The organism is Methylobacterium radiodurans (genome assembly GCF_003173735.1).
Taxonomy (GTDB): domain Bacteria; phylum Pseudomonadota; class Alphaproteobacteria; order Rhizobiales; family Beijerinckiaceae; genus Methylobacterium; species Methylobacterium radiodurans.
The window spans coordinates 2265286-2291033 of the sequence record NZ_CP029551.1 but is presented as its reverse complement, the minus strand read 5'-3'; the positions used below and the strand labels follow the sequence as shown (position 1 = coordinate 2291033).

The window sequence follows — 25748 nt, the reverse complement described above, 5'->3', positions numbered from 1 at the left end:
CGACGGGGCCGGCCGGTATCGCGCGGTCAGTAGGGGTAGCCGTAGGCAGGGCGCCGGACGGGTGCGCGGCGATAGACGCGCGGCTCGTCCTCGTAGCCGTAGGTCTGGACGTAGGGGTCGAAGCGCGGGGGCCGGTAGTTGCCGTTATTCACGCCCGCCGAGCGGTCGTTGCCGTTGAGCGCGGCGTAGGGCGAGAGGCCGCTGCCGGCATCGCTGTTGCCGCCGAAGGCGAGGGCCGCCGCGGGCGTGCCGAGCACGAGGGCGGCGGCGAGGAGCGCGGTCTGCGCGCGGGCCATGAGAGAACTCCTGTTCCGATAGGCGTATCGTATCCGATCGAACGGCGCCGCGCGAAGGGAAGTTCCGGGGGCGCGGCGATGTCCCGCTGCAACCGCCACTGCCGCTCCGACTTGTCGCTGGGCGGGCCGGCGCTTCCCGGCCGCGGGCGCCGGACGGGCCATGCTGGAACTGACGCAGCTCCTGGCGAACGCGCTGGGCCACCACCTCGCCCACACCTACAACCGCATGTTCGGTAGCCGCGAGCCGCGCTACGCCGAGGTGATCGACGAGGCGGCACGCCTCACCATCGAGCGGCTGGTGGGCAGCGACGCGCTCTACCACGACGCCGACCACACCGCCCTCGTCACCCTGGTGATGCAGGACATCCTGCGCGGGCGCTTCGTCAGCCGCTCGGTCGCCCCGGAGGACTGGCTGCACGCGATCCTGGCCGCGCTCTACCACGACATCGGCTACGTGCGCGGGATCTGCTCGGGCGACCGCCACGGGCGCTACGTGGTGGACGCCGACGGCACCACGGTCGGCCTGCCGCGCGGCGCATCCGATGCGGCGCTGGCACCCTGGCACGTCGAGCGCTCGAAGATCGCCGTGCGCGAGCGCTTCGGCGGGCACGACCTCGTGGATGCCGAGCGCGTCGTTCGGGCGATCGAGCTGACGCGCTTTCCCGTGCCCCACGACGCCGATCACGCCGAGACCGCGAGCGAGGCGGGCCTGCTGCGCGCCGCCGACCTGATCGGGCAGCTCGGAGACCCGCTCTACCCGCGCAAGCTCAACGCCCTGTTCCGGGAATTCGCCGAGGTCGGCCTCGACAAGGAATTCGGCTACGCCGACCCGGCCGATCTCGCGGCGGGCTACCCGGCCTTCTTCTGGTCGAAGGTTGAGCCCGTGATCGGCGACGGTATCCGCGCCCTCGACGCGACCGTCGAGGGGCGGCGCTGGGTGGCGAACCTCTACGCCCACGTCTTCGCCATGGAGCACGACCGGCGCCGGATGGGACCCGATCCGGGCCGGGCGTGAAGCGCCTCAGGTCCGGTTGAACTTGCCCTCGTACTTGAACTCGGGCGCGGACTTGAGCTGATCCTTGCTGGCGCCGATGATGGCCTTCCACTTCTTGCCGTCGGCATCGTAGCCGAGGGCGATGGAGTCAGGCTTCACCGCGACGTAGCGCTCACCCATGCCGAGGAAGCCGCCGACCGACAGGATATAGCCGGCGAGCTGCCCGTTCTCGATCACGATGTCCTTGATCTCGCCGACGCTGTTCTGCTGCCCGTCGACCACGTTGAGGCCGATCAGGTTGTAGCTGAGCACCGCGTCCTTGGGCACGCTGGTGAATTCCGGGGCGCGGGTCGGAGTCTTCTGGTCGTTCTCGACTGCGAGAGCGGGACCGCTGAGGGCAACGACAGCGGCGAGCGCGAGAGCGATGCTGCGCATGGGGGACTCCAGGTTTGCGGACGGGCCTGTCCGGGCAATCACCCGCCCGTCCGCATCGTTCCCCGGCGTGCCCGGCTCAGGCCGGGGGCGTGGCGTCGTGCTCGCGCGCGAGGCGCAGGAGGTTCTGGCCGTAATTCGTCTTGGCGAAGAGCTCGCCCCGCGCGATCAGCTGCTCGCGGCCGATGAAGCCCTGCAGAAAGGCGATCTCCTCCAGGCAGGCCACCTGCAGGCCCTGCCGGTGCTGGAGCGTGCGCACGAACTCGGAGGCCTCAAGCAGGCTGTCGTGCGTGCCGGTGTCGAGCCATGCGTAGCCCCGGCTCATCCGCTCCACGTTGAGCTGGCCGCGCTCCAGATAGGCTTCGTTGACGCTGGTGATCTCCAGCTCACCGCGGCCCGAGGGCTTCACGTCGGCGGCGATGTCGAGCACTTGGTTGTCGTAGAAGTAGAGGCCCGTCACCGCCCAGGTGGATTCGGGCTCCTTCGGCTTCTCGACGAGACGCAAGGGACGGCCGGAGCGATCGAGGGTGACCACGCCGTAGGCCTGCGGGTTCTCGACATGGTAAGCAAAGACCGTCGCACCGTGTTTGCGGACGGCCGCGCGCTTCAACATCTCACCCATGCCGGCGCCGAAGAACAGGTTGTCGCCGAGGATCAGCGCAACGTCGTCGTCGCCCACGAAGTCGCGCCCGATGATGAAGGCCTGGGCGAGGCCCTCCGGCCGGGGCTGCACAGCGTAGCTGAAGCTCAGCCCGAACTGCTCGCCGGTGCCGAACAGGCGCTGATAGTTGCCGAGGTGCTCAGGGCTCGAGATGATCAGGATATCCCGGATGCCGGCGAGCATCAGCACCGACACGGGATAGTAGATCATCGGCTTGTCGTAGACCGGCAGGAGCTGCTTGTTGATCGACAGCGTCGCCGGGTGCAGCCGCGTGCCGGAGCCTCCGGCCAGGACGATCCCCTTCATGCTCAAACTCCGGTGCCGACCGGGCCCACGAGCCGGTCGAGAATGTCGTCGAGCGCCGCCTGCCAGGGGCGCATGGTGATGCCGTAGGTCTGGGTCAGCGTCTCGGTCGAGAGCACCGAGTTGGCGGGGCGGCGAGCCGGTGTCGGGTAGGCCGAGGTCGGGATGCCTGAGACCGGCACGCTCCGTCCGCCGCGCCGCGCCCCGCCCGCCACGATGGCCTCGGCGAAGCCGTGCCACGTGGTCTCGCCCGCGTTGACACAATGGAAGGTGCCGGTGGGCGCCTGCGCATCCGCGGCGAGCCGCAGGGCGACGGTCTTCAGCGCCCCGGCGAGATCCGCGGCCGAGGTCGGGCAGCCGTGCTGGTCGGCCACCACGTTGAGGCCGTCGCGCTCGGCGGCGAGCCGCAGCATGGTCTTGACGAAATTCGCCCGGTGCGGGCTCACCACCCAGGCCGTGCGCAGGATCGCGTGGCGCGGGTTGGCGGTGCGCACCGCCAACTCGCCCGCCGCCTTGCTGGCGCCGTAGACGCTCTGCGGGTCGATCGGGTCGTCGGGCCAGTAGGGGCCGGGGGTCTCACCGTCGAAGACGTAGTCGGTCGAGACGTGAACGAGCGCGATCCCGGCCCGGGCGGTCTCGGCCGCCAGATAGGCCGGCGCCAGCGCGTTGAGCTGCCAAGCCTCGGCCACCGCGCTCTCGGCCTTGTCCACCGCCGTATAGGCGGCGGTGTTGATCACGGCGGCGTAGGCGCGCTCCGCGAGAGCCCGCGCGACGGCGGCGGCGTCGGTGATGTCGAGGGTGTCGCGGCCGGGCGCGTGCACCCGCACGCCGTCGGGCCAGGTGAGCGCCCGGAGTTCCGTGCCGACCTGCCCGGCGCCGCCGAGGATGAGGATGTCCATGGGCGCGTCCCCCGGCTCAGCCCGCCTTGGCGAGGCCGAGGCGCTCACCGGTGTAGCGGCCCTCGCGGATCGGGCGCCACCAGGCCTCGTTGGCCAGATACCAGCCGATCGTCTCCTCCAGCGCCGCCTCGAACACCTTGGTGGGCCGCCAGCCGAGCTCGGCCTCCGCCTTGGTGCAGTCGATCGCGTAGCGCCGGTCGTGACCCGGACGATCGGTGACGAAGGTGATCAGCCGGGCGTGCGGGGCGCCGTCGGGCCGCAGCCGGTCGCAGGCCGCGCACAAAGCCTCCACCACCGCGAGGTTGTTCCGCACCGCCCGGCCCCCCAGCAGGTAGGTCTCGCCGATCCGGCCCCGCTCCAGAACCGCCACCAGGCCTCTGGCGTGGTCCTCCACGTGGATCCAGTCGCGCTCGTTCAGGCCGTCGCCGTAGACCGGTAGCGCCCGGCCCTCCAGCGCGTTCAGGATCATCAGCGGGATGAGCTTCTCGGGGAAGTGGCGCGGGCCGTAGTTGTTCGAGCAGTTCGTCACCAGCACCGGCAGGCCGTAGGTCTCGTGCCAGGCGCGGGCCAGGTGGTCGGAGGCCGCCTTGGACGCGGAGTAGGGCGAGCGCGGGTCGTAGCGGCTCTCCTCGGTGAAGAAGGCGCCGGGGGGCAGCGAGCCGTAGACCTCGTCGGTGGAGACGTGCAGGAAGCGGAAGCCCTCCTTGTCCGCCCCGCTGAGGGTCTCGTAGTAGCGCCGCGCGGCTTCCAGCAGGACCTGGGTGCCGACCACGTTGGTGCGGATGAAGGCGCCGGGCCCGGTGATCGAGCGGTCGACGTGGCTCTCGGCGGCCAGGTGCATCACGGCCTGGGGCCGGACCTCGGCGAAGGCGCGGGCGAGCGCGTCGGCGTCGCAGATGTCGGCCTGGATCAACCGGTGGCGCGGGTTGTCGGCCAGCGGCTGCAGCGAGATCGGGTTGGCCGCGTAGGTGAGTGCGTCCAGCGTGGCGATCTCGTGCCCCAGATCCTGCACCAGATGCAGCACGAGCGCCGAGCCGATGAAGCCGCAGCCACCCGTCACAAGTATCCGCATCCGTCGTCTCCGTGCACGAAGGGCCGCATGACTTCAGGCCGGCTGTCGCATCGGGCCGGCTTGTCCCGTCGAGGCTGGGCCTTCGCGCCCCAGACAGGAAGAAAGTAGCGAGCGCGGGACCCCGGCCCCTAGAAGGCCGGCCCGAGATCCGCGAGGCGCGGCGCGCGGCGGTCCTTGTCGGACAGGATCGCCTCGGCGTCGGAGACAGGCCAATCGATGCCAATCTCCGGATCATTCCAGACGATCGCCCGGTCATGGGCGGGACTATAGTAGGCATCGACCTTGTAGGCGACCATCACGTCCGGGGTGAGGGTGCAAAAACCATGCGCGAAGCCGTGCGGGATGAAGAGCTGCTCGCCGCCCTCGGCGTCGAGGGTCACGGCGACGTAGCGACCGAAGCTCGGCGAATCACGTCGGATATCGACCGCCACGTCGAGGATCGCGCCGGCCAGGACCCGTATCAGCTTGGCCTGAGGCTGCGGCGGGATCTGGAAGTGCAGGCCGCGGATGGTGCCCTTCGGCGCCGAGAAGGATTGGTTGTCCTGCACGAAGGCGCAGGCGATCCCGGCCTCCCCGAGGACGTCCGCCCGGAAGGTTTCCGAGAACCAGCCGCGGGCGTCGCCGTGGCGCTTGGGGCGAATGCGCTTCACAGCCGGGATCTCGGTCTCGATGACGTCCATGACCCCTCCGCCCGCCGTCCGGTGTGCCCGGGGCTTCCGGGCATTCCGCCCGGATGTCAAGCGAGCGGTCCCGCGCGCATGTTTGGCCGAGATCCTGGTATCCCGGCCCCGACACACCCGAGATCCTGAGCCTCGGGATCCGCCCCGATCCGGCTCAGCGCGCGGCGCCCGGGTCGATTGCGGGCAGCTCGTTCGGCGGCAGCCCCGGGACGGAGGCCTGCTGGGCGGGTGCGAGGCCGCGGGCACGGTTGGCCAGCGCCACGGTCAGGCGCTCGGCCGCCTCCGGCTGCATCACAGCCAGCACCTCGGCCATCTTGCGCGGGTTCATGGCCAGCACGATCGGCACCAGCACCTCGTGGCCGAGCCGGTCGAAGACGCGCGCGGCATCCTTCGGCTTCATCGTCTCGTACATCGTGACGATGTTCTTCATGCTGGCACGCTCCGCGTCGGCCCGCTCGCGGACGGCGCCCTCGGCCTTGTCCTCGGCCTGTCGCAGCTCGCCGACGCCGGTCTCCAACTTGCGCTCCGCCTCGCCGAGCATGCGCTCGCGCAGCTCCAGCTCCTCGCTCTTCAACCGCAGGGCCTCGCGGCGGGCGCCGAGCTTCTCGAGGAGCGCGCGCTCCGTGGCCGAGACCGGCTCGGGGAGCGGCGGCTGCGCGCGGGTCGGCTCCGCCGGCTTCTCGGCGGGCTTCTCCTGATCCTTCTGGCCGACCGAGCCGGTGGTGGCCGGGTCCTTCGGCTCGTAGCCGGTACGGGCCTGCGCGAGGGCGCGGGCAAAGCTCGGCAATTCACCCCCGGCAGGTTCCTCCGTATGGGACAGTGCGAGGAGCTTGAGCACCAGGAGACCGGCGGCGGCGAGCGTGACCGCATCGACGAGGCGCAGGCGCAGCGGCCTGGGCTGGCGCAGGCGCGACAGGCGAAGCGCCGAGGCGGCCTTGCCCACCGCCCGGCCGGTCGTCCGGCCGGCCGATCCGGCCTCCTGCCGCGCGGGTGGGCCCTTGCTCATGCGGCGCGGCTCCGCACGCGCTGCAGCGCCCGCTCGGTCATGGCGCGGGCGGCGGCGGCGGCGGCCCCGAGGCGCTCGCTGTGCTGGCCCTCGAACGGGTCGGGCGAGGCCGCAGGCAACACAGCGGGCGACGCCGCGGGCTGCGGGGCGGAGGGCGGGCGGCCCGAGCCGCGGGCCTCGCCCACGATGGCGCCGATGCGCGCGATCACGCCCTCCCCGGCCGCGACCTGATCGGCGATCGCGGCCGCGCAATGGCCGGCGGACTCGAGGCGCTCCGCCAGCGTCCGATCGCACTCGTCGATGGCCGCGCGCAGCCCCGCGATCGAGCGCTCGGCGGTCGTGCTCGCGGCCATGAGGTCGCCGATCGTCCGGCGGAAGGCCGCCTCGTCGGCCTTCATCTGCGCGATGCGCCGGGACAGGCGGACCGAGGTCACGATGGTGGCGACGAGCAGGACGGCGACGAGGCCGTCGGCGAGCAGCGTGACCAGGGTACTCATCGGACGCTACCCTTCGTTGCGGTTGTTCATCGAGGCCTCGTAGGCCTGGAGCGTGGTGCGCGAGCGCCGCAGCGGCCGGGTGACCTGGACCGCGATGCTGTCGTCGATGCGGCCGATCCGTCCTTGCGTGAGGTGCCACTCGCCGCAGCGGACGGTGATCAGGTCGGAGGGCTTGGCGTCGAACATCAGGGTGTCGCCGACCTTCAGCCCCATCACCCGCTTCAGCGGCAGCATCATCTCGTGCAGCACCGCCTGCATGGTGAGATCCGCCTGCCAAATCTCGGTCGCGAGGTGGCCTTCCCAGATCTGATCGCGGCCGAGCTTCTCGCCCATGAAGCTCTGCATGAGCAGTTCACGGATCGGCTCGATCGTGGCGTAGGGGAACAGGATCTGCAGGAGGCCGCCGCGGCCGTCCATGTCGAGGCGCAGGCCGATCAGGATCGCGGCGTTGCCGGGCCGGGTGATGGTGGCGAAGCGCGGGTTGGTCTCGATCCGGTCGATGGCGAAATGCACCGGCGAGAGCGGCTGGAACGACTGCTCCAGGTCGCCCAGGATGATCTCCACGAGGCGGCGCACGAGCTGCATCTCGATGCCCGTGAAGGGCCGCCCGTCGAGGCGCGTCGAGGAGCCGCCGCGCTTGCCTCCGAGCAGGAGGTCGAGCGTCGAGTAGGCGAGGTTCTGCTCGACCGTGACGAGGCCCGAATTCTCCCAGGTGTCGGCCCTGAACACGCCGAGCAGGGTGGGCAGCGGGATCGCGTTGACGTAGTCGCCGAAGCGGACCGAGGTGATGTTGTCGAGCGTGACCTCGACGTTGTCCTGGAAGAAGTTGCGCAGGCTCGTCGACAACAACCGGATCATCCGGTCGAAGACGATCTCCAGCATCGGCAGGCGCTCGTACTGGACGACGCCCGAATCGACGATGGCGCGCACGCCTCCGGCCCCTGAGGCCGAGAGCTCGCGCATTGAGAAGCCCAGGACGCCGTCGATCTCGTCCTGGTTGAGGATGCGGTCGTTGCCGGCGAGCTCGGGGAGGTCGTCGGCCTCCCCGTCCTCGATCATCGTCGCCCATTCGGCGGCGACGTCGCTGGCGTTGCGGGTGGTGCCCTGCTCGGCGAGCGCCGCGCCCCATTCCTCGGCGAGCGAGGCGTCGCCCCCCTCGCCGGCGTTGTTCTGCTCGATCAGGGCCGCGGCCCAGTCGTCCTCGAGGTTTGGATCGTCCGGTTCCATGTCGGGCCTACTGGATGATCACGTCCTTGAAGAGCACGGCCTCGACCTTGGCCGGGTAGATCGCCACGTTGACCCGGCGCAGCAATTCCTCGCGCAGCCGGTAGAGGCCCACGGAGCCCGAGAGGTCGCTCGGACGAAGCTCCCGCATGTAGACCTGCAGGGTGTCCTCCACGCGCGGCATCAGGGGCTTCACCTCGCCCTCGACCTTGGCGTCCTTCAATTCGAGCGTGATGCGGAGCTTGGCGTACTTCGCCCGCTCCTGGCCGGAGCCGGCCTCGGACGAGAGGTTCAGCATCATCTCGCGCATGTCGAGAAAGACGACGGGCTTCTGCTCGTCGGCGTGCGCCGCCTGCGCCTCGGCGCCGCGCTTCTTCATCACGAAGGCACCGCCCCCGCCCAGCACGAGGAGCGCCGCGGCGCCGGCCGCGATGAAGAGCTTCTTACGGCTCTTCGGGGCCTCGGCCGCGCCGGCCTCGCCCTCCGCGGCGGGCGCCTTCTTGGGCTTCTTGGCCATGCGAGTCGGATCCGGCGAAGAGTCGGGACTTAGCCGACGCATCCTGACGGTGGACGGCCGGTGTCCTCCGATATCCGGCGAACGCGGTTAACGCGCCGTTAAGGCGGCAAGAACTGCCGGGTCGCCTTTGCCGCCGGGCGCTTCGGGCCGGGCCGGCGACGGCGGGCGCCCCGCGCCAACCCACTGATTCAGAAAGCATCTTCTTCCTGGCCGCCGCTGGCACGAGCGATGCGCTGTGGACAGGGCCGCCCCCCGCGGCACGTCCCGGGTCCAAAGATGCAGAACGCTCTCTTCGTCGGTGTGTCGAGCCAGGCCGCGCTCCAGCGCCAGCTCGACGTCATCGCCAACAACATGGCGAACGTCTCGACCACGGGCTTCAAGTCCCGGGACACCCGCTTCCAGGAATACTTGATGCCGGTGGCGAGCGCCGACAGCTTCACGGGCTCGGACCGGCGCGTCTCCTACGTGATCGACCAGGGCACCGTGCTCAACCTCTCGCAGGGGGCGATCGAGCAGACGGGCAACCCGCTCAACGTGGCGATCCGCGGCGAGGCCTTCCTGGCGGTGCAGACGCCGCAGGGCGAGCGCTACACCCGCAACGGCGCGCTGGAGATCAATGCGCAGGGTCAGATCGTGACGAGCGACGGCAACCCGGTGCTCGGCGAGGGCGGTCCGATCGCGATCAACGCGCAGGAGACCGGCCTGACCATCGGCGCGGACGGCACCGTCTCCACGAATTTCGGCGTCCGGGGCAAGCTCCGGCTCGTCACCTTCGCCAATCCGCAGCGCCTGACGAGCGAGGGCGGCAATCTCTACGCCTCCATCGCGGCGCCCCGGCCCGCCGGCCTCGAGGCCCGACTTGAACCCGGCGCGCTAGAGCGCTCCAACGTCCGGCCTGTCGTCGAGATGACCCGGCTGATGGACCTGAACCGCACCTACGCGACGGTCTCCAGCATGATCACGCGTCTCGACGACCTCCGGGGCACGGCGATCCGCCGCCTCGCCGACGTCGCCTAAGGGAGTCTGAGCGATGCGCGCCCTCTACGCCGCCGCCACCGGCATGGCGGCCCAGGAACTCAACGTCCAGGTCATCTCGAACAACATCGCGAACCTGCGCACCACCGGTTACAAGCGCCAGCAACCGCATTTCCAGGACCTGCTCTACCAGAACCTGCGACGCGCCGGCTCCTCGACCTCGGAGCAGAACACCCAGCTGCCGGCCGGCCTCGCGGTGGGCTCCGGCGTGAAGACGAGCTCGACCGCCCGGGTGATGGCCCAGGGCACGCTGACCTCGACCGAGAAGGAATACGACGTCGCGGTGCGCGGCGAGGGCTTCTTCCGCGTCACCATGCCGGACGGCCGCACCGCCTATACCCGCGACGGCTCCTTCGACCTCTCGGCGCAGGGCCAGCTCGTCACCCGCGACGGCTACCTGGTGGATCCGGGCGTTACGGTGCCCAACACCGCGACCTCCGTGCAGATCAGCGCGACCGGCGCCGTGCAGGCGACCCTGCCTGGCCAGACCGCCCCGCAGCAGCTCGGTCAGTTCCAGCTCGCCCGCTTCGTCAACAAGGTCGGCCTCGAATCGATCGGCGACAACCTGTTCGTCGAGACCGCGGCCTCGGGCCCGGCGATCAACGGCGTGCCCGGCACGGAAGGCTTCGGCAACCTCCAGCAATCCTATCTCGAGGAGGCGAACGTCAACGCCGTCACCGAGATCTCGTCGCTGATCGCCGCGCAGCGCGCCTACGAGATGAACTCGAAGGTCGTCACCGCCGCCGACCAGATGCTCTCCACCACCTCGCAGATGTTCCGCAGCTGATCCCTGGACGCGCCATGACCGACCGTTCCGGAACCGCCTACGCGACCTCGGCCGAGGACCAGGCCGACTTCGCCGACCTGAGGCCGATCGTGCGCCGCCCTCCCTCGCGCGCCGTGCCGATGCGCTTCGCCGTGGTCCTGCGCGCCGGGCTCGCCTTCGCGGCCCTCGCGATGGTCGGGGTCTACGCGCTGCCGGCGCTCGCCGACGCGCCGATGCGCCTGCGTGGCGACGTGACCGCCCGCGGGGACGTGCTCACCCTCGGCGACCTCGTGGAGAACGCTCCCGAGGCGGCGGCGGCGCGCCCGCTCTTCCGCGCGCCAGCTCTGGGCGCCACCGGAACCATCCAGGCCCGGCGCATCATCGACGCCGCCGCCACGGCCGGGCTCGGGCCGGTGGAGACCGGCGGCCGGGTGCAGGTCAGCGTGCAGCGCGCCGCCCGTCGCGTGACGCCGGCCGAGATCGAGGCGGCGCTGAAGCGCGGCCTGGAGACCGGCTTCGCCCTCGACGCGAAGATGCTCAACGTGCGCCTCGACGGCGAGGCGCCGGTGCTGCTGGCGCCGACCGACCTCGACGGGCAGGTCGCGGCGCTGGACCTCACATACGAACCGCGCACCCGCCGGTTCGCGGCGCTGATCAGCCTCGGCGAGCGCCAGGCGAGCCTGCGGGTGACCGGTGTCGCCGTCGAGCTGCGCGAGGTCGCGATCCTCACCCGGGCGGTGACGCGCGGCGAGCGCCTCTCGGATACGGATTTCGCGCTGGAGCGCCGGCCGCGCGAGGGCGCGCCGCAGGACGCACTCGCCCAGCCGGCCATCGGCGAGGTGGCGCAGCGCGCGCTCGGCGCCGGCACGGTCCTGCGCACGGGCGACACGGCGCCGCCCGAACTCGTCGCCCGCGGCGAGATGGTGACGATCCTCTACGAGGCGCCCGGCATCACGCTCTCCATGCGCGGCATCGCGAGTGAGCCCGGCCGGCTCGGCGCCGTCGTCACCGTCGTCAACGCGGTCTCCAAGAAGGTGCTGCAGGCGATCGTCGTGGGCCAGGGGCGCGTCTCGGTCGGTCCGGCCGCGCCGCAGCGTCAGGCCAGCGCCGCCCTGCCCGGCCCCACCGCCCTCCGCTGATCCTGACACGCCGGTTCGAGCCCATGACCCGCCTGGTGACCCGCTCCGCCCTGCGCCTCCCGCTCCTCGCGCTCGCCTGCGCCGGGCTCGGCGCCTGCAACACCGCCGACCGACTCTCTCAGATCGGCGCGCAGCCGGCTCTGTCCGCGATCGAGGACCCGACGAGCCAGCCCGGTTACAAGCCGGTGCGGATGCCGATGCCCGACGTGCAGCCGGTCTCCTACGCGCCGAACTCCCTCTGGCGCACCGGCTCGCGCGCCTTCTTCAAGGACCAGCGCGCCGCCCGCATCGGCGACCTCGTCACCGTGAAGGTGAACGTCACCGACCGGGCGAATCTCAACAACGAGACCAAGCGCTCGCGCTCGAACAGCGAGGGCTTCGGCCTGCCGAACGCCTTCGGCTTGGAGAAGAACGCGGGCGTGGCCGCGGCCGGCATCGCAGCCGACAAGCTGCTCAACGCCACCTCCAACACGTCGAGCGACGGCGCCGGCTCAGTGCAGCGGGCCGAGACGGTCACCACCAACATCGCGGCGGTGGTCACGCAGGTGCTGCCGAACGGCAACCTCGTGGTCGAGGGCAAGCAGGAGATACGGGTCAATTTCGAGGTGCGCGAGCTGATCGTGGCGGGCGTGGTGCGGCCGGAGGACATCGAGTCCGACAACACCATCGACTCGGCCAAGATCGCCCAGGCCCGCATCGCCTATGGCGGCCGCGGCCAGATCACCGACGTGCAGCAGCCCCGCTACGGCCAGCAGGTGATCGACGTGCTGCTGCCGTTCTGAGGCGGGCCGCGCCCCCGCGCGGTAGCGCGGCGGCCGGAAAAGGTGCATCCCTCGTCCATCTTTCGATTCGACGAGGGACCAATGAGCGATCCGCGTCACGCGTTCTGTGAGCGCTTCGGCCTGGAGCACCCGGTGATCCAGGCTCCGATGATCGGGCCGAAGCCGGCGCTCGCCGTCGTGGTGAGCGCGGCCGGCGGGCTCGGCTCGATCGCCTGCGCGGCGATGAGCCCGGATCAGATCCGCGCCGAGGTCGCGGCTTTGCGGGCGCGGACCGACCGGCCGTTCAACCTCAACTTCTTCGCGCACCGCCGCGCCGCGCCGGATCCCGAGCGGGAAGCAGCGTGGGCTGCCCGCCTCGCCCCGGCCTACGCCGCGCTCGGGCTCGATCCGGCGGCGGTCGCGCCAGGGCCGGAGCGCGCGCCGTTCGATTCAGCCATGGCCGAGATCGTGACGGAGTTGCGCCCGCCGGTGGTCAGCTTCCATTTCGGGCTCCCCGAGCCGGACCTCCTGGCCCGGGTGCGGGCCGCGGGCTGCCGCGTCCTGGGCTGCGCCACCACGGTCGCCGAGGCGCGCTGGCTCGCCGAACACCGGGTCGATGCCGTCATCGCGCAGGGCGTGGAGGCCGGCGGTCACCGCGGCATGTTCCTGACGGACGACCTCGCCGGCCAAGTCGGCACGCTCGCCCTGGTGCCGCAGGTCGTGGACGCCGTGGACCTGCCGGTGATCGCGGCGGGCGGCATCGCGGATGCCCGTGGCTCGGCCGCCGCGTTCGCGCTCGGAGCATCCGCGGTGCAGGTCGGCACCGCCTACCTCGCCTGCGAGGCGGCCGGGCTGTCGCCGGTCCACGCCCGCGCGCTAGCGGAAGCGGGCGACGCCGACACGGCGCTCACCACGGTCTTCACAGGCCGTCCCGCCCGCGGCATCCGCAACCGGGCGATGCGGGAGCTCGGACCGATCGCACCCGATGCGCCTGCCTTCCCGCGGGCGGCCGTCGCGCTGCAGCCGCTGCGCGCGGCGGCCGAGGCCGGGGGCTCGGGCGACTTCACGCCGCTCTGGGCCGGCCAGGGCGCGGCGCTGGCCAGGATCCGGGACGCCGCCGCCCTCACCCGCGTGCTCGCCGAGGGCGCGAACCGGCTGCGCTGACGCTTCGCACAGCCCGTTTCATCCCGCGCTGAATGCGAAAAAATCCGGTTGGTGGGGACGTTTCTGTCTCGCCGCAGCGCGCGGCGCGCGATTGATCTCACGCGCCCGCTCGGGGAGAAAGGGCGCCAAGGCCGTCAGGACCAAGGGACGGGTGACGGCCACGGGAGAACACGGATGGACGGCAGCCGGCACGGCTCGGCCGGGACGGTGGACGCGACGGCGACGCCTCGGCAGGCGGCCGTGCGCCTCGACGACGTCACCATCGCGTTCACCCTGAAGGGCGGCAAGAAGGGCGCTCAGCGCTACGTCGCGGTGGAGGGCATCGACCTCGCGGTCGCGCCCGGCGCGTTCGTCGCCGTGGTCGGGCCCACGGGCTCGGGCAAGTCCACGATCCTCAACGCTGCCGCGGGGCTCCTGAAGCCCGCCGCCGGCCGGGTCGACATCTTCGGAGAGCCGCTCGCCGGGTTGAACGGCCGGGCCGGCTACCTCTTCCAGGCCGACGCGCTGATGCCCTGGAAGACGGCGCTCGACAACGTCGCGGTCGCCCTCGAACCGCAGGGCGTGCGCCGGGCCGAGGCGCTGGAGCGGGCGCGCGCCTGGCTCGGCCGGGTCGGGCTCGCGACCTTCACCGACCGCTACCCCCACATGCTCTCGGGCGGCCAGCGCAAGCGCGTGGCGCTCGCCCAGATGCTGATCCGCGATCCCGAGATCCTGCTGATGGACGAGCCATTTGGGCCGCTCGACGCGCAGACCCGCCAGATCATGGGCAACCTGCTCCTCGACCTCTGGGCGCAGAATCGCAAGGCGGTGATCTTCGTGACTCACGACCTCGAGGAGGCGATCGCCCTCTCCGACCGGGTGATCGTGCTCTCGGCCGGCCCCGCCGCGCGCATCGTCGGCGACTTCCCCGTGCCGCTCCCCCGGCCCCGCGACATCAGCGAGATCCGGCTGGAGCCCCGATTCCACGATCTCTATCGCGAGATCTGGTCCTGCCTGCGGGTCGAGGTCTCGCGCGCCTATGCCAGCGGCCCGGCCTGATGCGCCCCGGAGACAGCCGGTGAACCGCCTCGTGCTCCTCGCGCTCCAGATCGGCGTCGGCCTCGTCGGCCTCGGACTCTGGCACGTCTTCACCGCCTACCCGATCCTCGGCGAGACCCGGCAGATCCAGTTCTTCTTCTCGACGCCGGGGGCCGTGCTCTCGCGCGCCTGGGCCGAGATGCTCACCCCCGAGATCTGGGGCCATCTCTGGATCACCCTGCAGGAGACGGTTCTGGCCTTCGTGCTCGGGGCGGCGGGCGGCATCGCCTTCGGCTTCCTGTTCGCCCGCAACGCGCTGCTCGCGGCAGTGTTCGACCCCTACATCAAGGCGGCCAACGCCCTGCCCCGCGTGGTACTGGCGCCGATCTTCGCGCTCTGGTTCGGCCTCGGCATCTGGTCGAAGGTGGCGCTCGGCTTCACGCTGGTGTTCTTCATCGTGTTCTTCAACGTCTACCAGGGCGTGCGCGAGGTGAGCCCGGTAGTGCTGAACAACGCCCGGATGCTGGGCATGAGCGAGCGCGGCCTGCTGCGCCACGTCTACTGGCCCTCGGCGCTGACCTGGATGTTCTCCTCGCTCCACACGGCCGTGGGTTTCGCACTCGTCGGCGCGGTGGTGGGCGAGTATCTCGGCTCGTCGGCGGGGCTCGGCTACAAGATCCACGAGGCCGAGAGCGTGTTCGACGTCACCGGCGTCTTCGCCGGCATGCTGATCCTCACCGTCTTCGTCATCGTGATCGACGCACTCGTCACGCTGATCGAGAACCGTCTCCTCGTCTGGCGCCCGCAAGCCGGCGGCCAAGGCTGAAAGGATCTTATCCGATGCAACGCCGCAGCTTCCTCCTCGGCGCCGCAGCAGTGCTGGGCCTCGGTCACACCGCCCGCGCCGACGTGGTGAAGGTCCGCATCGGCGTCGGCGGCAAGCCCCTGCTCTACTACCTGCCGCTGACGATCGCCGAGCGGAAGGGCTTCTTCAAGGAAGAGGGGATCGACGCCGAGATCAACGATTTCGGCGGCGGCGCCCGCTCGCTCCAGGCGCTGATCGGCGGCTCGGTCGACGTGGTCACGGGCGCCTACGAGCACACGCTGCGCATGCAGGCCAAGGGGCAGGACGTGCGGGCCGTGTGCGAGCTCGGCCGGCTGCCCGCCATCGTCATCGGCGTGCGCAAGGACCTCGTCGACACGATCAAGAGCGTGGCCGACCTCAAGGGCCGCAAGATCGGCGTGACGGCGCCGGGCTCCTCGACCGCGCTCGCGGTGCAGTACGCCATGATCAAGGCCGGGCTGAAGGCCACCGACGCGCCCCTCATCGGCATCGGCGGCGGGGCCGGCGCCATCGCGGCGATGAAGAAGGGCGAGATCGACGCGGTCTCGCATCTCGATCCCGTCATCGCGAAGCTGGAGGCGGACGGCGACATCAAGGTTCTGGTCGATACCCGCACCGACGAGGGCACGCGCCTGCTCTTCGGCGGCCCGAACCCGGCCGCGGTCGTCTACACCAAGCAAGACTGGATCGAGCGCCACGCGATGGGCACCCAGAAGGTGGTGAACGCTTTCGGCAAGGCGTTGAAGTGGCTCGCCACCGCGAGCCCCGAGGAGATCGCCGACCTCGTGCCGCCGGCCTACCATTTCGGCGACCGGGCGCTCTATGTGCAGGCGGTGAAGAACTCTCTGGCGACCTACTCACGCACCGGCATCCCGAGCCGAGACGGCATGAGCAGCGTGCTGGAACTGGTCCGCACCCTCGACCCCGAATTGCAGGGCGCGCAGATCGACCTCGGCAAGACCTTCGAGGACCGTTTCGTCAAGCGCGCGATGGAGTAGGCGGGCTTGCGGCCGCTTGAGGGTGCGGCTCCCCCCTCTCCCCGCGTGCGGGGAGAGGCCCGCAGGAAGCCTGTCGTGCCTGCGGGAAGCGGAGGCTTAGCCGGAGCGGCGGTGAGAAGGGATCCGCGGCCCTCGCGCCGCCTGCTGCCTCAGCCCTTGGCGGCGAGCGCGTCCTTCACGAGGCCGCTGGCCTTGCCGAAATCCATCCGGCCGGCGAACTTGCCCTTCAGGGCGCCGATCACCTTGCCCATGTCCTTCGGACCGGCGGCGCCCGTCTCACTGATCGCTGCTTCGATCGCGGCCTTGGTCTCGGCCTCGTCCATCTGCTGGGGCAGGAACCCCTGGATCACGGCGATCTCGGCGCGCTCGTTCGCGGCGAGTTCCGGACGCCCGCCCTGCTCGTAGACGCCGGCCGATTCGGTGCGCTGCTTGATCATCTTCTGCAGGAGCGCCAGGATCTCCTCGTCGGAGACCGCCTCCTTGCCCAGGCCGCGCGCCGCGATGTCCTTGTCCTTGAGCGCCGCCTGGATCATCCGAATCGTGGCGAGCTTGTCCTTCTCGCCGGCCTTCATGGCCTCCTTCATCTCGGCGGTGAAGCGCGCGCGCAGCATCGAACTGTCTCCTGTGATACGAAAAACGGGCGTCGGCCCTGCGCGGCGCGGGTGTTGAGCGGGGAAGGCGGGCGCGCCACATTGACCCTGACGCGGGCCGCTCGCTAAGAGCGCCGCACGAGGGTTTTGGCCGCCCGCCGCGCCTCATCGCAGGCGCCGGATCCGGCACCGGACATAAGCGAGATCACGCCGATGCTGCAAGACGAAGGCGCCGCCGCGCACGCCAAAGCCACGCCCGAGCCCTGGGCCGAGCCCGTCGCCACCGCGCTCCTGGTGCTGGCGGACGGCACAGTGCTGGAGGGCTTCGGCATTGGACAGACCGGCGTGGCCGACGGCGAGGTCTGCTTCAACACCGCCATGACGGGCTACCAGGAGATCCTGACCGATCCTTCCTACGCGGGCCAGATCGTCACCTTCACCTTCCCGCACATCGGCAACGTCGGCACCAACGACGAGGATCTCGAGAGCCTCGACGCCGCCCCGGCCTCGGGCGTGCGCGGCGCGGTGATCGCCTCGGCCGTGACGCGGCCGTCGAGCTGGCGCTCGTCGAGCCATCTGGACGGCTGGCTGAAGGCCCGCGGCATCGTCGGCATCACCGGCATCGACACCCGCGCGCTCACCGCCCGCATCCGCGACCAGGGCATGCCGAACGCGGTGATCGCCAACGACCCGCAGGGCAATTTCGACCGCGAGGCCCTGAAGGCCCGCGCCGCCGCGCTCGCCCCGATGGAGGGCCTCGACCTCGTGCCACCGGTGACCAGCCGCGCGCACGCGGCCTGGACCGAGACCACCTGGGCGGTCAACGGCGGCTACGGCAGCCGCCAGCAGGGCGAGGGCCTGCGCGTCGTGGCGATCGATTACGGCGTGAAGCGCAACATCCTGCGGCTGCTGGCCGAGGCTGGCTGCGACGTCACGGTGGTGCCCGCCACCACGACCGCCGAGGAGATCATGGCGCTCCAGCCCGACGGCGTGTTCCTGTCGAACGGCCCGGGCGACCCGGCCGCGACCGGCGAGTACGCCGTACCGGTGATCCGGCAGCTGCTCGACGAGAAGGTGCCGACCTTCGGAATCTGCCTCGGCCACCAGCTGATGGGCCTCGCGCTCGGCGGGCGCACCGTGAAGATGGGCCAGGGCCATCACGGCGCGAACCATCCGGTGAAGGACAAGACCACCGGCAAGGTCGAGATCGTCTCGATGAACCACGGCTTCGCGGTCGATCCCGGCAGCCTGCCGGGGAATGCCGTCGAGACGCACGTCTCGCTCTTCGACGGCTCGAATTGCGGCCTCACGCTGACGGACCGGCCGGCATTCTCGGTGCAGCATCACCCGGAGGCCTCGCCGGGCCCGCGCGACAGCCACTACCTGTTCGAGCGCTTCGTCGCGCTGATGCGCTCGGGCAAGCCGGAGACCGCCAATAAGGCCGATCCGGCCTGAACAGGTCATAGAAACAGCCGATTCGGCCTTCATTCCGGGTTCAGCGCCCCGCGAATGGTGACGTCAGAGCACCGTCGCGGGGCATCCCACTGATCTCGGGGGCCGCCTTGACCACGATCGACGACGTCAGCGACGATTTCTCGCGCCTGCACCGCATCTTCACCTTCCATCTTGGTGTCGCGGTGTCGCTGGCCTGGATGACGGCCCTCTACGCCTCCGTGAGCGCCCCTTGGGTGCGCAATATCCGGGCGCTGATTGATCCGGCCGGCCTCGGCCGCGTCGAGAGCACGTGGTCCTTCCTGTTCGTGATGCCGGTGGTGCTCACCGTCGCGTGGCTCTCGGTCTATTTCGGCCGCGAGATCCTGCGCCGCTCGCAGACGCTCGGCAACGTCGCGATCGAGTTCGCGGCCGCCGCAATGGTCGCCTTCGGGCTGTTCTACCTGTCGATCGACCGGGCGGTCTCGGTCATCACCCTGGGCCTCTGAGGACGATGCGCCCCGCGGTTCATCCGCGGGGCGCCGGTTCGTGTCAGAAGCGAACGATGACCTGGGCGCGGATGGTGCGCGGTGCCCCCGGCGTGAGGTTGTTGTTGTTGTCGGCCGTGTAGATGTAGCGCCGGTCGAACAGGTTCTCGATATTGACCTGTGCCCGCGTCGCCTCGTTGATCTGATAGAACAATCCGAGGTCGAAGCGGGAATAGCCCGGCAGCCGCACGGTGTTGTCGGACGAAGCGAAGGTGTGCGTCTGGTAGATGTAGCCGACGCCGATCGAGAATTCCGGTGTGACCGCGAACTTGTTCCACAGCGAGACCGAGTTGAACGGCACAAGGCCGACCGTGTTGCCGGCCACGACCGTGGCCGAGGTCGCACTCTCGATGCGCGCATCCGTGAAGGCGTAGCCGCCCGCGATCTGCCACCAGTCGGTGACGTAGCCGTTCGCACCGACCTCGAAGCCCTGCGTGTTCGTCCGACCCGACAGGATGAAGAAGCCCGCGTTGTTCGGGTCCGGCAGGCGCTGATTCGTCCGGTCGAGGGTGTAGCCCGCCGCCGTCAGCTGAAAGGTCGGGGTGACGTCGTACTTTGCGCCGACCTCGAGGTTCTGGAAGCGCTCCGGCTGAGCGATGACGAGGCCCGGCGTGAAGTTGCCGATCTGGTCGCCGGAACTCGGCAGGTAGGACACGCTGTAGCTGCCGTAGAAGGCGAGGTTCGGCAGCGGCTTGATCACGAGACCGGCCCGCGGCGAGACGAGATCGTCGATCCGCGGATAGGTGACCCCGTTGTTCTGGTTTCGCGCCGCGAAGTCGAAATGGTCGTAGCGCAACCCGCCGACGACCTGCACGTAGGGGTTCAGGTCGATCTGGTCCTGGGCGTAGACCGCGGCGAGGCCGAGGTTGTAGCGCACGTTGGGGTCCGAGCCGCCGTTGTTGCGGAAGGTGAGCGGAACGCGCGTGATCGGGCTCAGCGGGTTCACCGTCACGCTGGTGACGAGGCTGTTGCCGACATAGGCCGTCTGCCGGAAGGCGAGGCCGTCCTGGTAGCCGAGCTCGAAGCCGGCGAGCAGCGTGTGCTTAATGTCGCCGGTGAGGAACCGGTAGGTGAAATCGTTCTGGTTGAAGTAGTTGGTTCGGTCCGTCTCGTTGCGGTAGCCGGTGATGGAGACCGCGGTGCCGGCCGCGTTGACGGCGCTGCCCGGCAGTGTGTTCGTGTAGTACCGGTTGTAGTCGGCAAAGCGCAGCTGGCTGTGCAGCTCGACGCCCGAATCGAAAAGGTGGTCGAGGGTGGCCGTCGCGATGTGGGCGTCGACCTTGGTGAAGTTCACGTCCGGATTGCCGAAGAACGTGCGGATATTGTTGCGGTAGTTGTAGGCCCGCCCGAACTGCGAGGGGATGCCGCGATCCGGGAAGCGGTCGTCGTGGAAGTATTCGTAGGAGAGCCGCAGCGTCGTCTGGGGGCCAAGCAGGAACGTCATGGTCGGGTTGACGCCGTAGCGCGTCAGCTCGCCGAACTGCCGGTAGGTGCCGGAATCCTCGAAGATCCCGTTCAGGCGGAAGAAGGCGCTGTCGCTGAAGCGGTCGCCGACATCGACCGTGAGGCGCTTGTCGCCGAACTGCCCGCCACCGGCGGTAATCTGTCGGACGCGGGCGCCGTCCGCCTCCTTCAGCACGCGGTTGATCACGCCGCCGCCGCCGCCGCGGCCGAAGATCAGGGAGTCGGGCCCCTTCAGCACCTCGACGCGCTCGATGTTGTAGAGGTCGCGGTAGTACTGCACGTCGTCGCGCACGCCGTTGACGAAGAAGTCCGCGCTCGTGCTCTGGCCGCGGATGATCGCCTGGTCGCGGTTGTTCTCGCCCTGCGCCGGGATGACGCCGGGCACGTAGCGGAGCTGGTCCGTCAGGTTCTGGAAGTTCTGGTCGGTGATCTGCTCGCGCGTCACGACGGTGATGGATTGCGGCGTGTCGAGCAGCGGTGTCGCGGTCTTCGTGGCCGTGCGCGTCTGCTTCGTCAGGTAGCCGACCGTGACGCCGCCCTGGGGCCCCACCTGCCCGAGCGCGTTCTCCACGCTGAGCTGGTCGAGGGTTACGGCCGTCTCCGCCTCGGGGACTGGCCCCGGTCGCACCTGCGCGTGCGCTCCGGTGGCGAGGGCGGTCCCGGCCAGAAGAGCCGTCGTCAGCGCGCAGATACCAGTCTTCACTCCCGAGCCCCCTTCAGAGCGAGTCGTCATGACTCCGACCGGGCGGATGTCTTCTTCCGGTCACTGGGGCGGCGGATATCGAATGCACACGGATGCGCAATTCTCTTCCGCAATACGAAACCGTGAACGCTTTTGAATCTATTCTAAGTCAGAATCAAATATCCAGGCTAAGCCATTCATAAGAGGGCTGGACGTCTGTTCTTCCGCGTGCCGATGCGCCCCCCGTCCAGTGCGGGACATTTCTGGGTGTTGCCGGTCGGCAACACCCTGGGCGCGACGCGGCCCGGCGTTCCGGTGCGTTGAGCCCGTCGGGCCCGCGTGCTAGGCGCCGCGCATCGGGCGGCACCCTCCGGGGCGCGGCCCCGCACGCACTGGACTTCGAGGCGCCCGCATGATCCCCCGCTATTCTCGCCCCGCGATGAGCGCGATCTGGACGCCGGAAACCCGCTTCCGGATCTGGTTCGAGATCGAGGCCCACGCCACCACCGCGCTCGCCGAGATCGGCGTGGTGCCGAAAGCCGCCGCCGAGACGATCTGGGCGAAGGGGAAGGACGCGCAGTTCGACGTCACCCGCATCGACGAGATCGAGGCGGTGACGAAGCACGACGTCATCGCGTTCCTGACGCATCTCGCCGAGATCGTCGGACCCGACGCCCGCTTCGTGCACCAGGGCATGACCTCCTCGGACGTGCTCGACACCTGCCTCAATGTGCAGCTGGTGCGCGCCGCCGACATCCTGATCGCGGACGTGGACGCGCTCCTCGAAGCGCTGAAGCGCCGCGCCTTCGAGCACAAGACGACGCCGACCATCGGCCGCTCGCACGGCATCCACGCCGAGCCCGTGACCTTCGGCCTGAAGCTCGCCCAGGCCTACGCGGAGTTCGCCCGCAATCGCGCCCGGCTCGTGGCCGCCCGCGAAGAGGTCGCCACCTGCGCGATCTCGGGCGCGGTGGGCACCTTCGCCAACATAGACCCGCGGGTCGAGGAATACGTCGCCGGGCAGATGGGCCTCAAGGCGGAGCCGGTCTCGACGCAGGTCATCCCGCGCGACCGCCACGCGATGTTCTTCGCGACGCTGGGCGTCGTCGCCTCGTCGCTGGAGCGGCTCGCGATCGAGGTGCGCCACCTGCAGCGCACCGAGGTGCTGGAGGCCGAAGAGTTCTTCTCCGAGGGCCAGAAGGGCTCCTCCGCCATGCCGCACAAGCGCAACCCCGTGCTCACCGAGAACATCACCGGCCTCGCCCGGATGGTGCGCGGCTACGCGATTCCCGCGATGGAGAACGTGGCGCTCTGGCACGAGCGGGACATCTCGCACTCCTCGGTCGAGCGCATGATCGGCCCGGACGCGACAGTGACCCTCGACTTCGCGCTCGCCCGCATGACCGGCGTGATCGACAAGCTCCTGGTCTACCCGGCCAACATGCAGAAGAACCTCGACCGGCTCGGCGGCCTCGTGCACTCGCAGCGGGTGCTGCTGGCGCTGACCCAGGCCGGCGTCTCCCGGGAGGATTCCTACCGGCTGGTCCAACGCAACGCGATGCCGGTCTGGCGCGGCGAGGGCGACTTCCTGACCCTGCTCAAGGCCGACCCCGAGGTCACCGCCGCGCTCACCCCTGAGCAGATCGAGGCATGCTTCGATCTCGGCTACCACTTGAAGCACGTCGACACGATCTTCCAGCGGGTGTTCGGCGAGGCGTGAGCGACGCCGCACTCCCGCCCTGCGGGGCGCGAATGCGTGCCCCCGCATGAATCCTGCTACGCAAGCGATCACCCCCAGCCAGAGGCCAGATCCGCCGTGACCAGCCCCCGCATCGTCTATCTCAACGGCGCGTTCCTCCCCTTCGAGGAGGCCAAGGTCCCGGTGATGGACCGTGGCTTCCTGTTCGCGGACGGGATCTACGAGGTCTCGGCGGTGCTGGACGGTCGGCTCGTCGACAACGCCGCGCATCTGGCCCGCCTCGACCGCTCGCTCGGCGAGATCGGCATCCGCAACCCGCATAGTCTGGAAGAGTGGGAGCGGCTGGAGATGGAGCTCGTGGCCCGCAACGGACTCGCCGAGGGCCTGGTCTACATGCAGGTGACCCGCGGCGTGTACGAGCGCGATTTCGGCTTCCCGCCCGTCGACACCGCCCCGACCGTCGTGATGTTCACGCAAGGAAAGACGGTGGCGGCCAACCCCTTGGCCGAGCGCGGCGCGAAGGTGATCACCGTCGAGGACATCCGCTGGAAGCGGCGCGACATCAAGTCGGTGGCGCTGCTCGCCCAGGTGCTCGCCAAGCAGGCGGCGGTCGCGGCCGGCGTCTCCGAGGCCTGGATGGTCGAGGACGGCGCCGTCACCGAGGGCTCGTCCTCCACCGCCTTCATCGTCACGCGGGACCGCCGGCTCGTGACGCGGCCGCTCTCGACGGCGCTCCTGCCCGGCATCACCCGGGCGGCAGTGCTGCGGCTCGCCGAGGAGGCGGAGCTGACGGTCGAGGAGCGGCTGTTCTCGGTAGAGGAGGCGCATGCCGCGCAAGAAGCCTTCTACACCAGCGCCTCGTCCTTCGTGATGCCGGTGGTCGAGATCGACGGCACCGCGATCGGCGACGGGCGGCCCGGCCCCCTCACCCGACGCCTGCGCGAACTCTACATCGGCATGGCCCGCGCGACCTGATTCCGGAACGGATCCTCTCAGCCCTCGTTCCCTCTGCCATACCGAGGCCTGAGAGAGATTCGAGATGCGCAAGATCCTGACCGGGCTCGCCGCCGCGGCGCTCGCCCTCGCGGCGACCGGCGCGCTCGCGCAGAACCCGGACGCGCCGCTCAAGAACCGCGACACCGATCCGGCCCTGCCGCCCCAGAGCCAGACGCCGCCGGACCGCGTGCGCCCCGAGGCCGACGCTCCGCCGCGCGACCAGAACCTCAGCGACAAGCTCCAGCGGAACGACGGCGTGATCAAGCCACCGGGCAACGCCGCCGAGGGCATGGTGGTGAAGCCGCCGGCGACGGGGGGCGGCACGATGCCGGTGATCAAGCCGAACGAGCTGCCCGGCCGCCAGCCCGGCACCGAGGCGAAGTGAGCCTCGGGCGCGGTGCGCCCGCTGGCGCGCGCGCGCCGCTGTGCTAGGGCTCGCCACCATGACGAATCATCTGTTCGCCCTCGTCCGGGAGGGCCTGCCCGCCGACACCGCCAAGACCTTCATCGAGACGCCCGAGGGGCGCACCTACAGCTACGCCGACCTCGTGGCGCGCTCGGGCGCCTACGCGGCCGCGCTGCAGGGGCTCGGCGTCCAGCCCGGCGACCGGGTCGCGGTGCAGGTCGAGAAGAGCGCCGAAGTGGTGTTTCTCTATCTCGGCGCGGTGCGGGCTGGCGCTGTCTTCCTGCCCCTCAACACGGCCTACACGGCGGCCGAGATCGGTTACTTCCTGGGCGACGCGGAGCCGGCCGTCTTTGTCTGCGATCCGGCCAAGCGCGAGGCGCTCACCGACGTCGCGGCGGCCGCCGGCGTGCGCCACATGCTCACCCTCGAAGCCTCCGGACGGGGGAGCGCCGCGGAGGCCGCGGACCAGGCCGGCGCCGAGGCCTTCAACGAGGTGGAGCGGGGCGCCGACGATCTCGCTGCGATCCTCTACACCTCGGGCACGACCGGGCGCTCGAAGGGCGCCATGCTCAGCCACGACAACCTCGCCTCGAACGCCCGGACGCTGCGGGAATACTGGCGCTTCACCCCCGACGACGTGCTGATCCACGCCCTGCCGGTGTTCCACACCCACGGCCTGTTCGTGGCGATCAATACGGTGTTGGCGTCGGGCTCCACGATGCTGTTCCTGCCGCGGCTCGACCCGAAGCTGATCCTCTCGCTGATGAAGCGGGCGACCAGCATGATGGGCGTGCCGACCTTCTACACCCGCCTCCTGAAGGAGCCGGGGCTCGACCGGGAGACCACCGGGCACATGCGCCTGTTCGTGTCCGGCTCGGCGCCGCTGCTCGCCGAGACGCACCGGGAATGGCAGGCCCGCACGGGCCACGCCATCCTGGAACGCTACGGCATGACCGAGACCAACATGAGCACCTCGAACCCCTACGAGGGCGCCCGGGTCGCCGGCACGGTCGGTTTCCCGCTGCCGGGCGTCTCGATCCGGGTGGTGGATCCGGAGACGGGGAAGGCGCTTCCCGCCGACACGGTCGGCATGATCGAGGTGAAGGGGCCGAATGTGTTCCAGGGCTACTGGCGCATGCCGGAGAAGACGGCCGCCGAGTTCCGGGCGGACAGGTTCTTCATCACGGGCGACCTCGGCAAGATCGACGCCGACGGCTACGTCCACATCGTCGGGCGCGGCAAGGACCTGATCATCACGGGCGGATTCAACGTCTACCCGAAGGAGGTCGAGACCGAGATCGACGCGCTGCCGGGCGTGGTGGAATCGGCGGTCATCGGGCTCGCCCATCCGGATTTCGGCGAGGGCGTCACGGCGGTGGTGGTGCCGGGCGAGAACCCACCCGACGAGGCCGCGATCCTCGCGCATCTCGAAGGGCGGCTCGCCAAGTTCAAATGCCCGAAGCGGGTGCTCTTCGCCGCGGAGCTGCCCCGCAACACCATGGGCAAGGTGCAGAAGAACCTCCTGCGCGAGCAGCATGCGGGGCTCTACGCGGGCTGAGGCGCGCGTCCACAGCCGCCAGCGGAACGCCCCGGCCTACGGCGACGTTTGCCACCTGTGCGCGCACAC

Annotated in this window: 27 protein-coding genes; 15 read left to right on the top strand and 12 right to left on the bottom strand. The window is 70.1% G+C overall.

What is annotated here, in order from left to right:
• Positions 1 to 26: 26 nt before the first annotated feature.
• Positions 27 to 296 (bottom strand): hypothetical protein, encoded by a 270-nt coding sequence (locus tag DK427_RS10565; protein ID WP_245930882.1) that lies wholly within the window; start codon positions 294 to 296, stop codon positions 27 to 29.
• 160 nt (positions 297 to 456) lie between these two features.
• Here DK427_RS10565 and DK427_RS10560 point away from each other — a divergent pair, with 160 nt between their 5' ends.
• Positions 457 to 1311 carry a metal-dependent phosphohydrolase gene (locus tag DK427_RS10560; RefSeq protein ID WP_109951220.1) on the top strand — a complete coding sequence of 285 codons (855 nt, stop codon included), beginning with the start codon at positions 457 to 459 and terminating at the stop codon, positions 1309 to 1311.
• A gap of 6 nt (positions 1312 to 1317) precedes the next feature.
• Here DK427_RS10560 and DK427_RS10555 read toward each other — a convergent pair whose 3' ends face one another.
• The 9 genes from DK427_RS10555 to fliL all read right to left on the bottom strand — a co-directional run bounded on the left by DK427_RS10555 (position 1318) and on the right by fliL (position 8581).
• On the bottom strand, positions 1318 to 1725 hold the full coding sequence (locus DK427_RS10555) for a PRC-barrel domain-containing protein (RefSeq protein ID WP_109951219.1): 408 nt from the start codon (positions 1723 to 1725) through the stop codon (positions 1318 to 1320).
• Positions 1726 to 1801: 76 nt separating this feature from the next.
• Positions 1802 to 2689 (bottom strand): glucose-1-phosphate thymidylyltransferase RfbA, encoded by an 888-nt coding sequence (gene rfbA / locus DK427_RS10550; RefSeq protein WP_109951218.1) that lies wholly within the window; start codon positions 2687 to 2689, stop codon positions 1802 to 1804.
• Between the two features lie 2 nt (positions 2690 to 2691).
• Entirely contained in the window at positions 2692 to 3585 is an 894-nt protein-coding gene (rfbD, locus tag DK427_RS10545) for a dTDP-4-dehydrorhamnose reductase (protein ID WP_109951217.1), read from the bottom strand.
• Between the two features lie 16 nt (positions 3586 to 3601).
• A complete protein-coding gene (gene rfbB, locus DK427_RS10540; protein WP_109951216.1) occupies positions 3602 to 4657 on the bottom strand; it encodes a dTDP-glucose 4,6-dehydratase in 1056 nt (351 codons plus the stop codon).
• A 128-nt stretch (positions 4658 to 4785) separates the two neighbouring features.
• A complete protein-coding gene (gene rfbC / locus DK427_RS10535) occupies positions 4786 to 5337 on the bottom strand; it encodes a dTDP-4-dehydrorhamnose 3,5-epimerase (RefSeq protein WP_109951215.1) in 552 nt (183 codons plus the stop codon).
• A gap of 154 nt (positions 5338 to 5491) precedes the next feature.
• On the bottom strand, positions 5492 to 6343 hold the full coding sequence (locus DK427_RS10530) for a MotE family protein (RefSeq protein WP_245930880.1): 852 nt from the start codon (positions 6341 to 6343) through the stop codon (positions 5492 to 5494).
• Positions 6340 to 6840, bottom strand: a complete 501-nt coding sequence (locus tag DK427_RS10525; RefSeq protein ID WP_109951214.1) for a DUF6468 domain-containing protein — start codon at positions 6838 to 6840, stop codon at positions 6340 to 6342. Before DK427_RS10525 ends, DK427_RS10530 begins: the two co-directional genes overlap by 4 nt.
• 6 nt (positions 6841 to 6846) lie before the next feature.
• Positions 6847 to 8067 (bottom strand): flagellar motor switch protein FliM, encoded by a 1221-nt coding sequence (fliM, locus tag DK427_RS10520; protein ID WP_109951213.1) that lies wholly within the window; start codon positions 8065 to 8067, stop codon positions 6847 to 6849.
• 7 nt (positions 8068 to 8074) lie between these two features.
• Complete coding sequence (gene fliL / locus DK427_RS10515) at positions 8075 to 8581, bottom strand: flagellar basal body-associated protein FliL (protein ID WP_109951212.1); 507 nt, start codon at positions 8579 to 8581, stop codon at positions 8075 to 8077.
• 276 nt (positions 8582 to 8857) lie between these two features.
• Between fliL and flgF the strand changes: the two genes are divergently transcribed.
• The 8 genes from flgF (at position 8858) to DK427_RS10475 (ending at position 16305) form a co-directional block, all read left to right on the top strand.
• Positions 8858 to 9598: a flagellar basal-body rod protein FlgF gene (gene flgF, locus DK427_RS10510; RefSeq protein ID WP_109951211.1), complete on the top strand. Its 741-nt coding sequence runs from the start codon at positions 8858 to 8860 to the stop codon at positions 9596 to 9598.
• A gap of 13 nt (positions 9599 to 9611) precedes the next feature.
• Positions 9612 to 10403 (top strand): flagellar basal-body rod protein FlgG, encoded by a 792-nt coding sequence (gene flgG, locus DK427_RS10505; protein ID WP_109951210.1) that lies wholly within the window; start codon positions 9612 to 9614, stop codon positions 10401 to 10403.
• A 119-nt stretch (positions 10404 to 10522) separates the two neighbouring features.
• Entirely contained in the window at positions 10523 to 11521 is a 999-nt protein-coding gene (flgA, locus tag DK427_RS10500) for a flagellar basal body P-ring formation chaperone FlgA (protein ID WP_109954102.1), read from the top strand.
• 23 nt (positions 11522 to 11544) lie between these two features.
• Positions 11545 to 12303 carry a flagellar basal body L-ring protein FlgH gene (gene flgH, locus DK427_RS10495; RefSeq protein ID WP_109951209.1) on the top strand — a complete coding sequence of 253 codons (759 nt, stop codon included), beginning with the start codon at positions 11545 to 11547 and terminating at the stop codon, positions 12301 to 12303.
• A gap of 81 nt (positions 12304 to 12384) precedes the next feature.
• A complete protein-coding gene (locus DK427_RS10490; protein ID WP_109951208.1) occupies positions 12385 to 13446 on the top strand; it encodes an NAD(P)H-dependent flavin oxidoreductase in 1062 nt (353 codons plus the stop codon).
• 174 nt (positions 13447 to 13620) lie between these two features.
• Positions 13621 to 14484: an ABC transporter ATP-binding protein gene (locus DK427_RS10485; protein ID WP_109951207.1), complete on the top strand. Its 864-nt coding sequence runs from the start codon at positions 13621 to 13623 to the stop codon at positions 14482 to 14484.
• Positions 14485 to 14503: 19 nt separating this feature from the next.
• On the top strand, positions 14504 to 15289 hold the full coding sequence (locus tag DK427_RS10480; protein WP_109951206.1) for an ABC transporter permease: 786 nt from the start codon (positions 14504 to 14506) through the stop codon (positions 15287 to 15289).
• A 14-nt stretch (positions 15290 to 15303) separates the two neighbouring features.
• Positions 15304 to 16305, top strand: coding sequence for an ABC transporter substrate-binding protein (locus DK427_RS10475; RefSeq protein ID WP_109951205.1), 1002 nt, complete (start codon positions 15304 to 15306; stop codon positions 16303 to 16305).
• Positions 16306 to 16454: 149 nt separating this feature from the next.
• On the opposite strand, the gene DK427_RS10470 is transcribed toward DK427_RS10475, so the two are convergent.
• Positions 16455 to 16916, bottom strand: coding sequence for a GatB/YqeY domain-containing protein (locus DK427_RS10470; RefSeq protein ID WP_109951204.1), 462 nt, complete (start codon positions 16914 to 16916; stop codon positions 16455 to 16457).
• A 192-nt stretch (positions 16917 to 17108) separates the two neighbouring features.
• On the opposite strand from DK427_RS10470, the gene carA reads away from it, so the two are divergent.
• Together carA and DK427_RS10460 are read left to right on the top strand one after the other, a co-directional pair.
• On the top strand, positions 17109 to 18350 hold the full coding sequence (gene carA, locus DK427_RS10465) for a glutamine-hydrolyzing carbamoyl-phosphate synthase small subunit (protein WP_109954101.1): 1242 nt from the start codon (positions 17109 to 17111) through the stop codon (positions 18348 to 18350).
• A gap of 107 nt (positions 18351 to 18457) precedes the next feature.
• A complete protein-coding gene (locus tag DK427_RS10460; RefSeq protein WP_109951203.1) occupies positions 18458 to 18835 on the top strand; it encodes a hypothetical protein in 378 nt (125 codons plus the stop codon).
• Between the two features lie 43 nt (positions 18836 to 18878).
• Here DK427_RS10460 and DK427_RS10455 read toward each other — a convergent pair whose 3' ends face one another.
• Positions 18879 to 21041: a TonB-dependent receptor gene (locus DK427_RS10455; RefSeq protein WP_245930878.1), complete on the bottom strand. Its 2163-nt coding sequence runs from the start codon at positions 21039 to 21041 to the stop codon at positions 18879 to 18881.
• A gap of 391 nt (positions 21042 to 21432) precedes the next feature.
• On the opposite strand from DK427_RS10455, the gene purB reads away from it, so the two are divergent.
• From purB to DK427_RS10435, 4 genes are all read left to right on the top strand, one after another.
• A complete protein-coding gene (purB, locus tag DK427_RS10450) occupies positions 21433 to 22740 on the top strand; it encodes an adenylosuccinate lyase (protein ID WP_109951201.1) in 1308 nt (435 codons plus the stop codon).
• Positions 22741 to 22836: 96 nt separating this feature from the next.
• Entirely contained in the window at positions 22837 to 23694 is an 858-nt protein-coding gene (locus tag DK427_RS10445; protein ID WP_109951200.1) for a D-amino-acid transaminase, read from the top strand.
• A gap of 64 nt (positions 23695 to 23758) precedes the next feature.
• Positions 23759 to 24100, top strand: a complete 342-nt coding sequence (locus tag DK427_RS10440) for a hypothetical protein (protein ID WP_109951199.1) — start codon at positions 23759 to 23761, stop codon at positions 24098 to 24100.
• 58 nt (positions 24101 to 24158) lie between these two features.
• Positions 24159 to 25679 carry a malonate--CoA ligase gene (locus DK427_RS10435; RefSeq protein WP_109951198.1) on the top strand — a complete coding sequence of 507 codons (1521 nt, stop codon included), beginning with the start codon at positions 24159 to 24161 and terminating at the stop codon, positions 25677 to 25679.
• Positions 25680 to 25748: the final 69 nt, after the last annotated feature.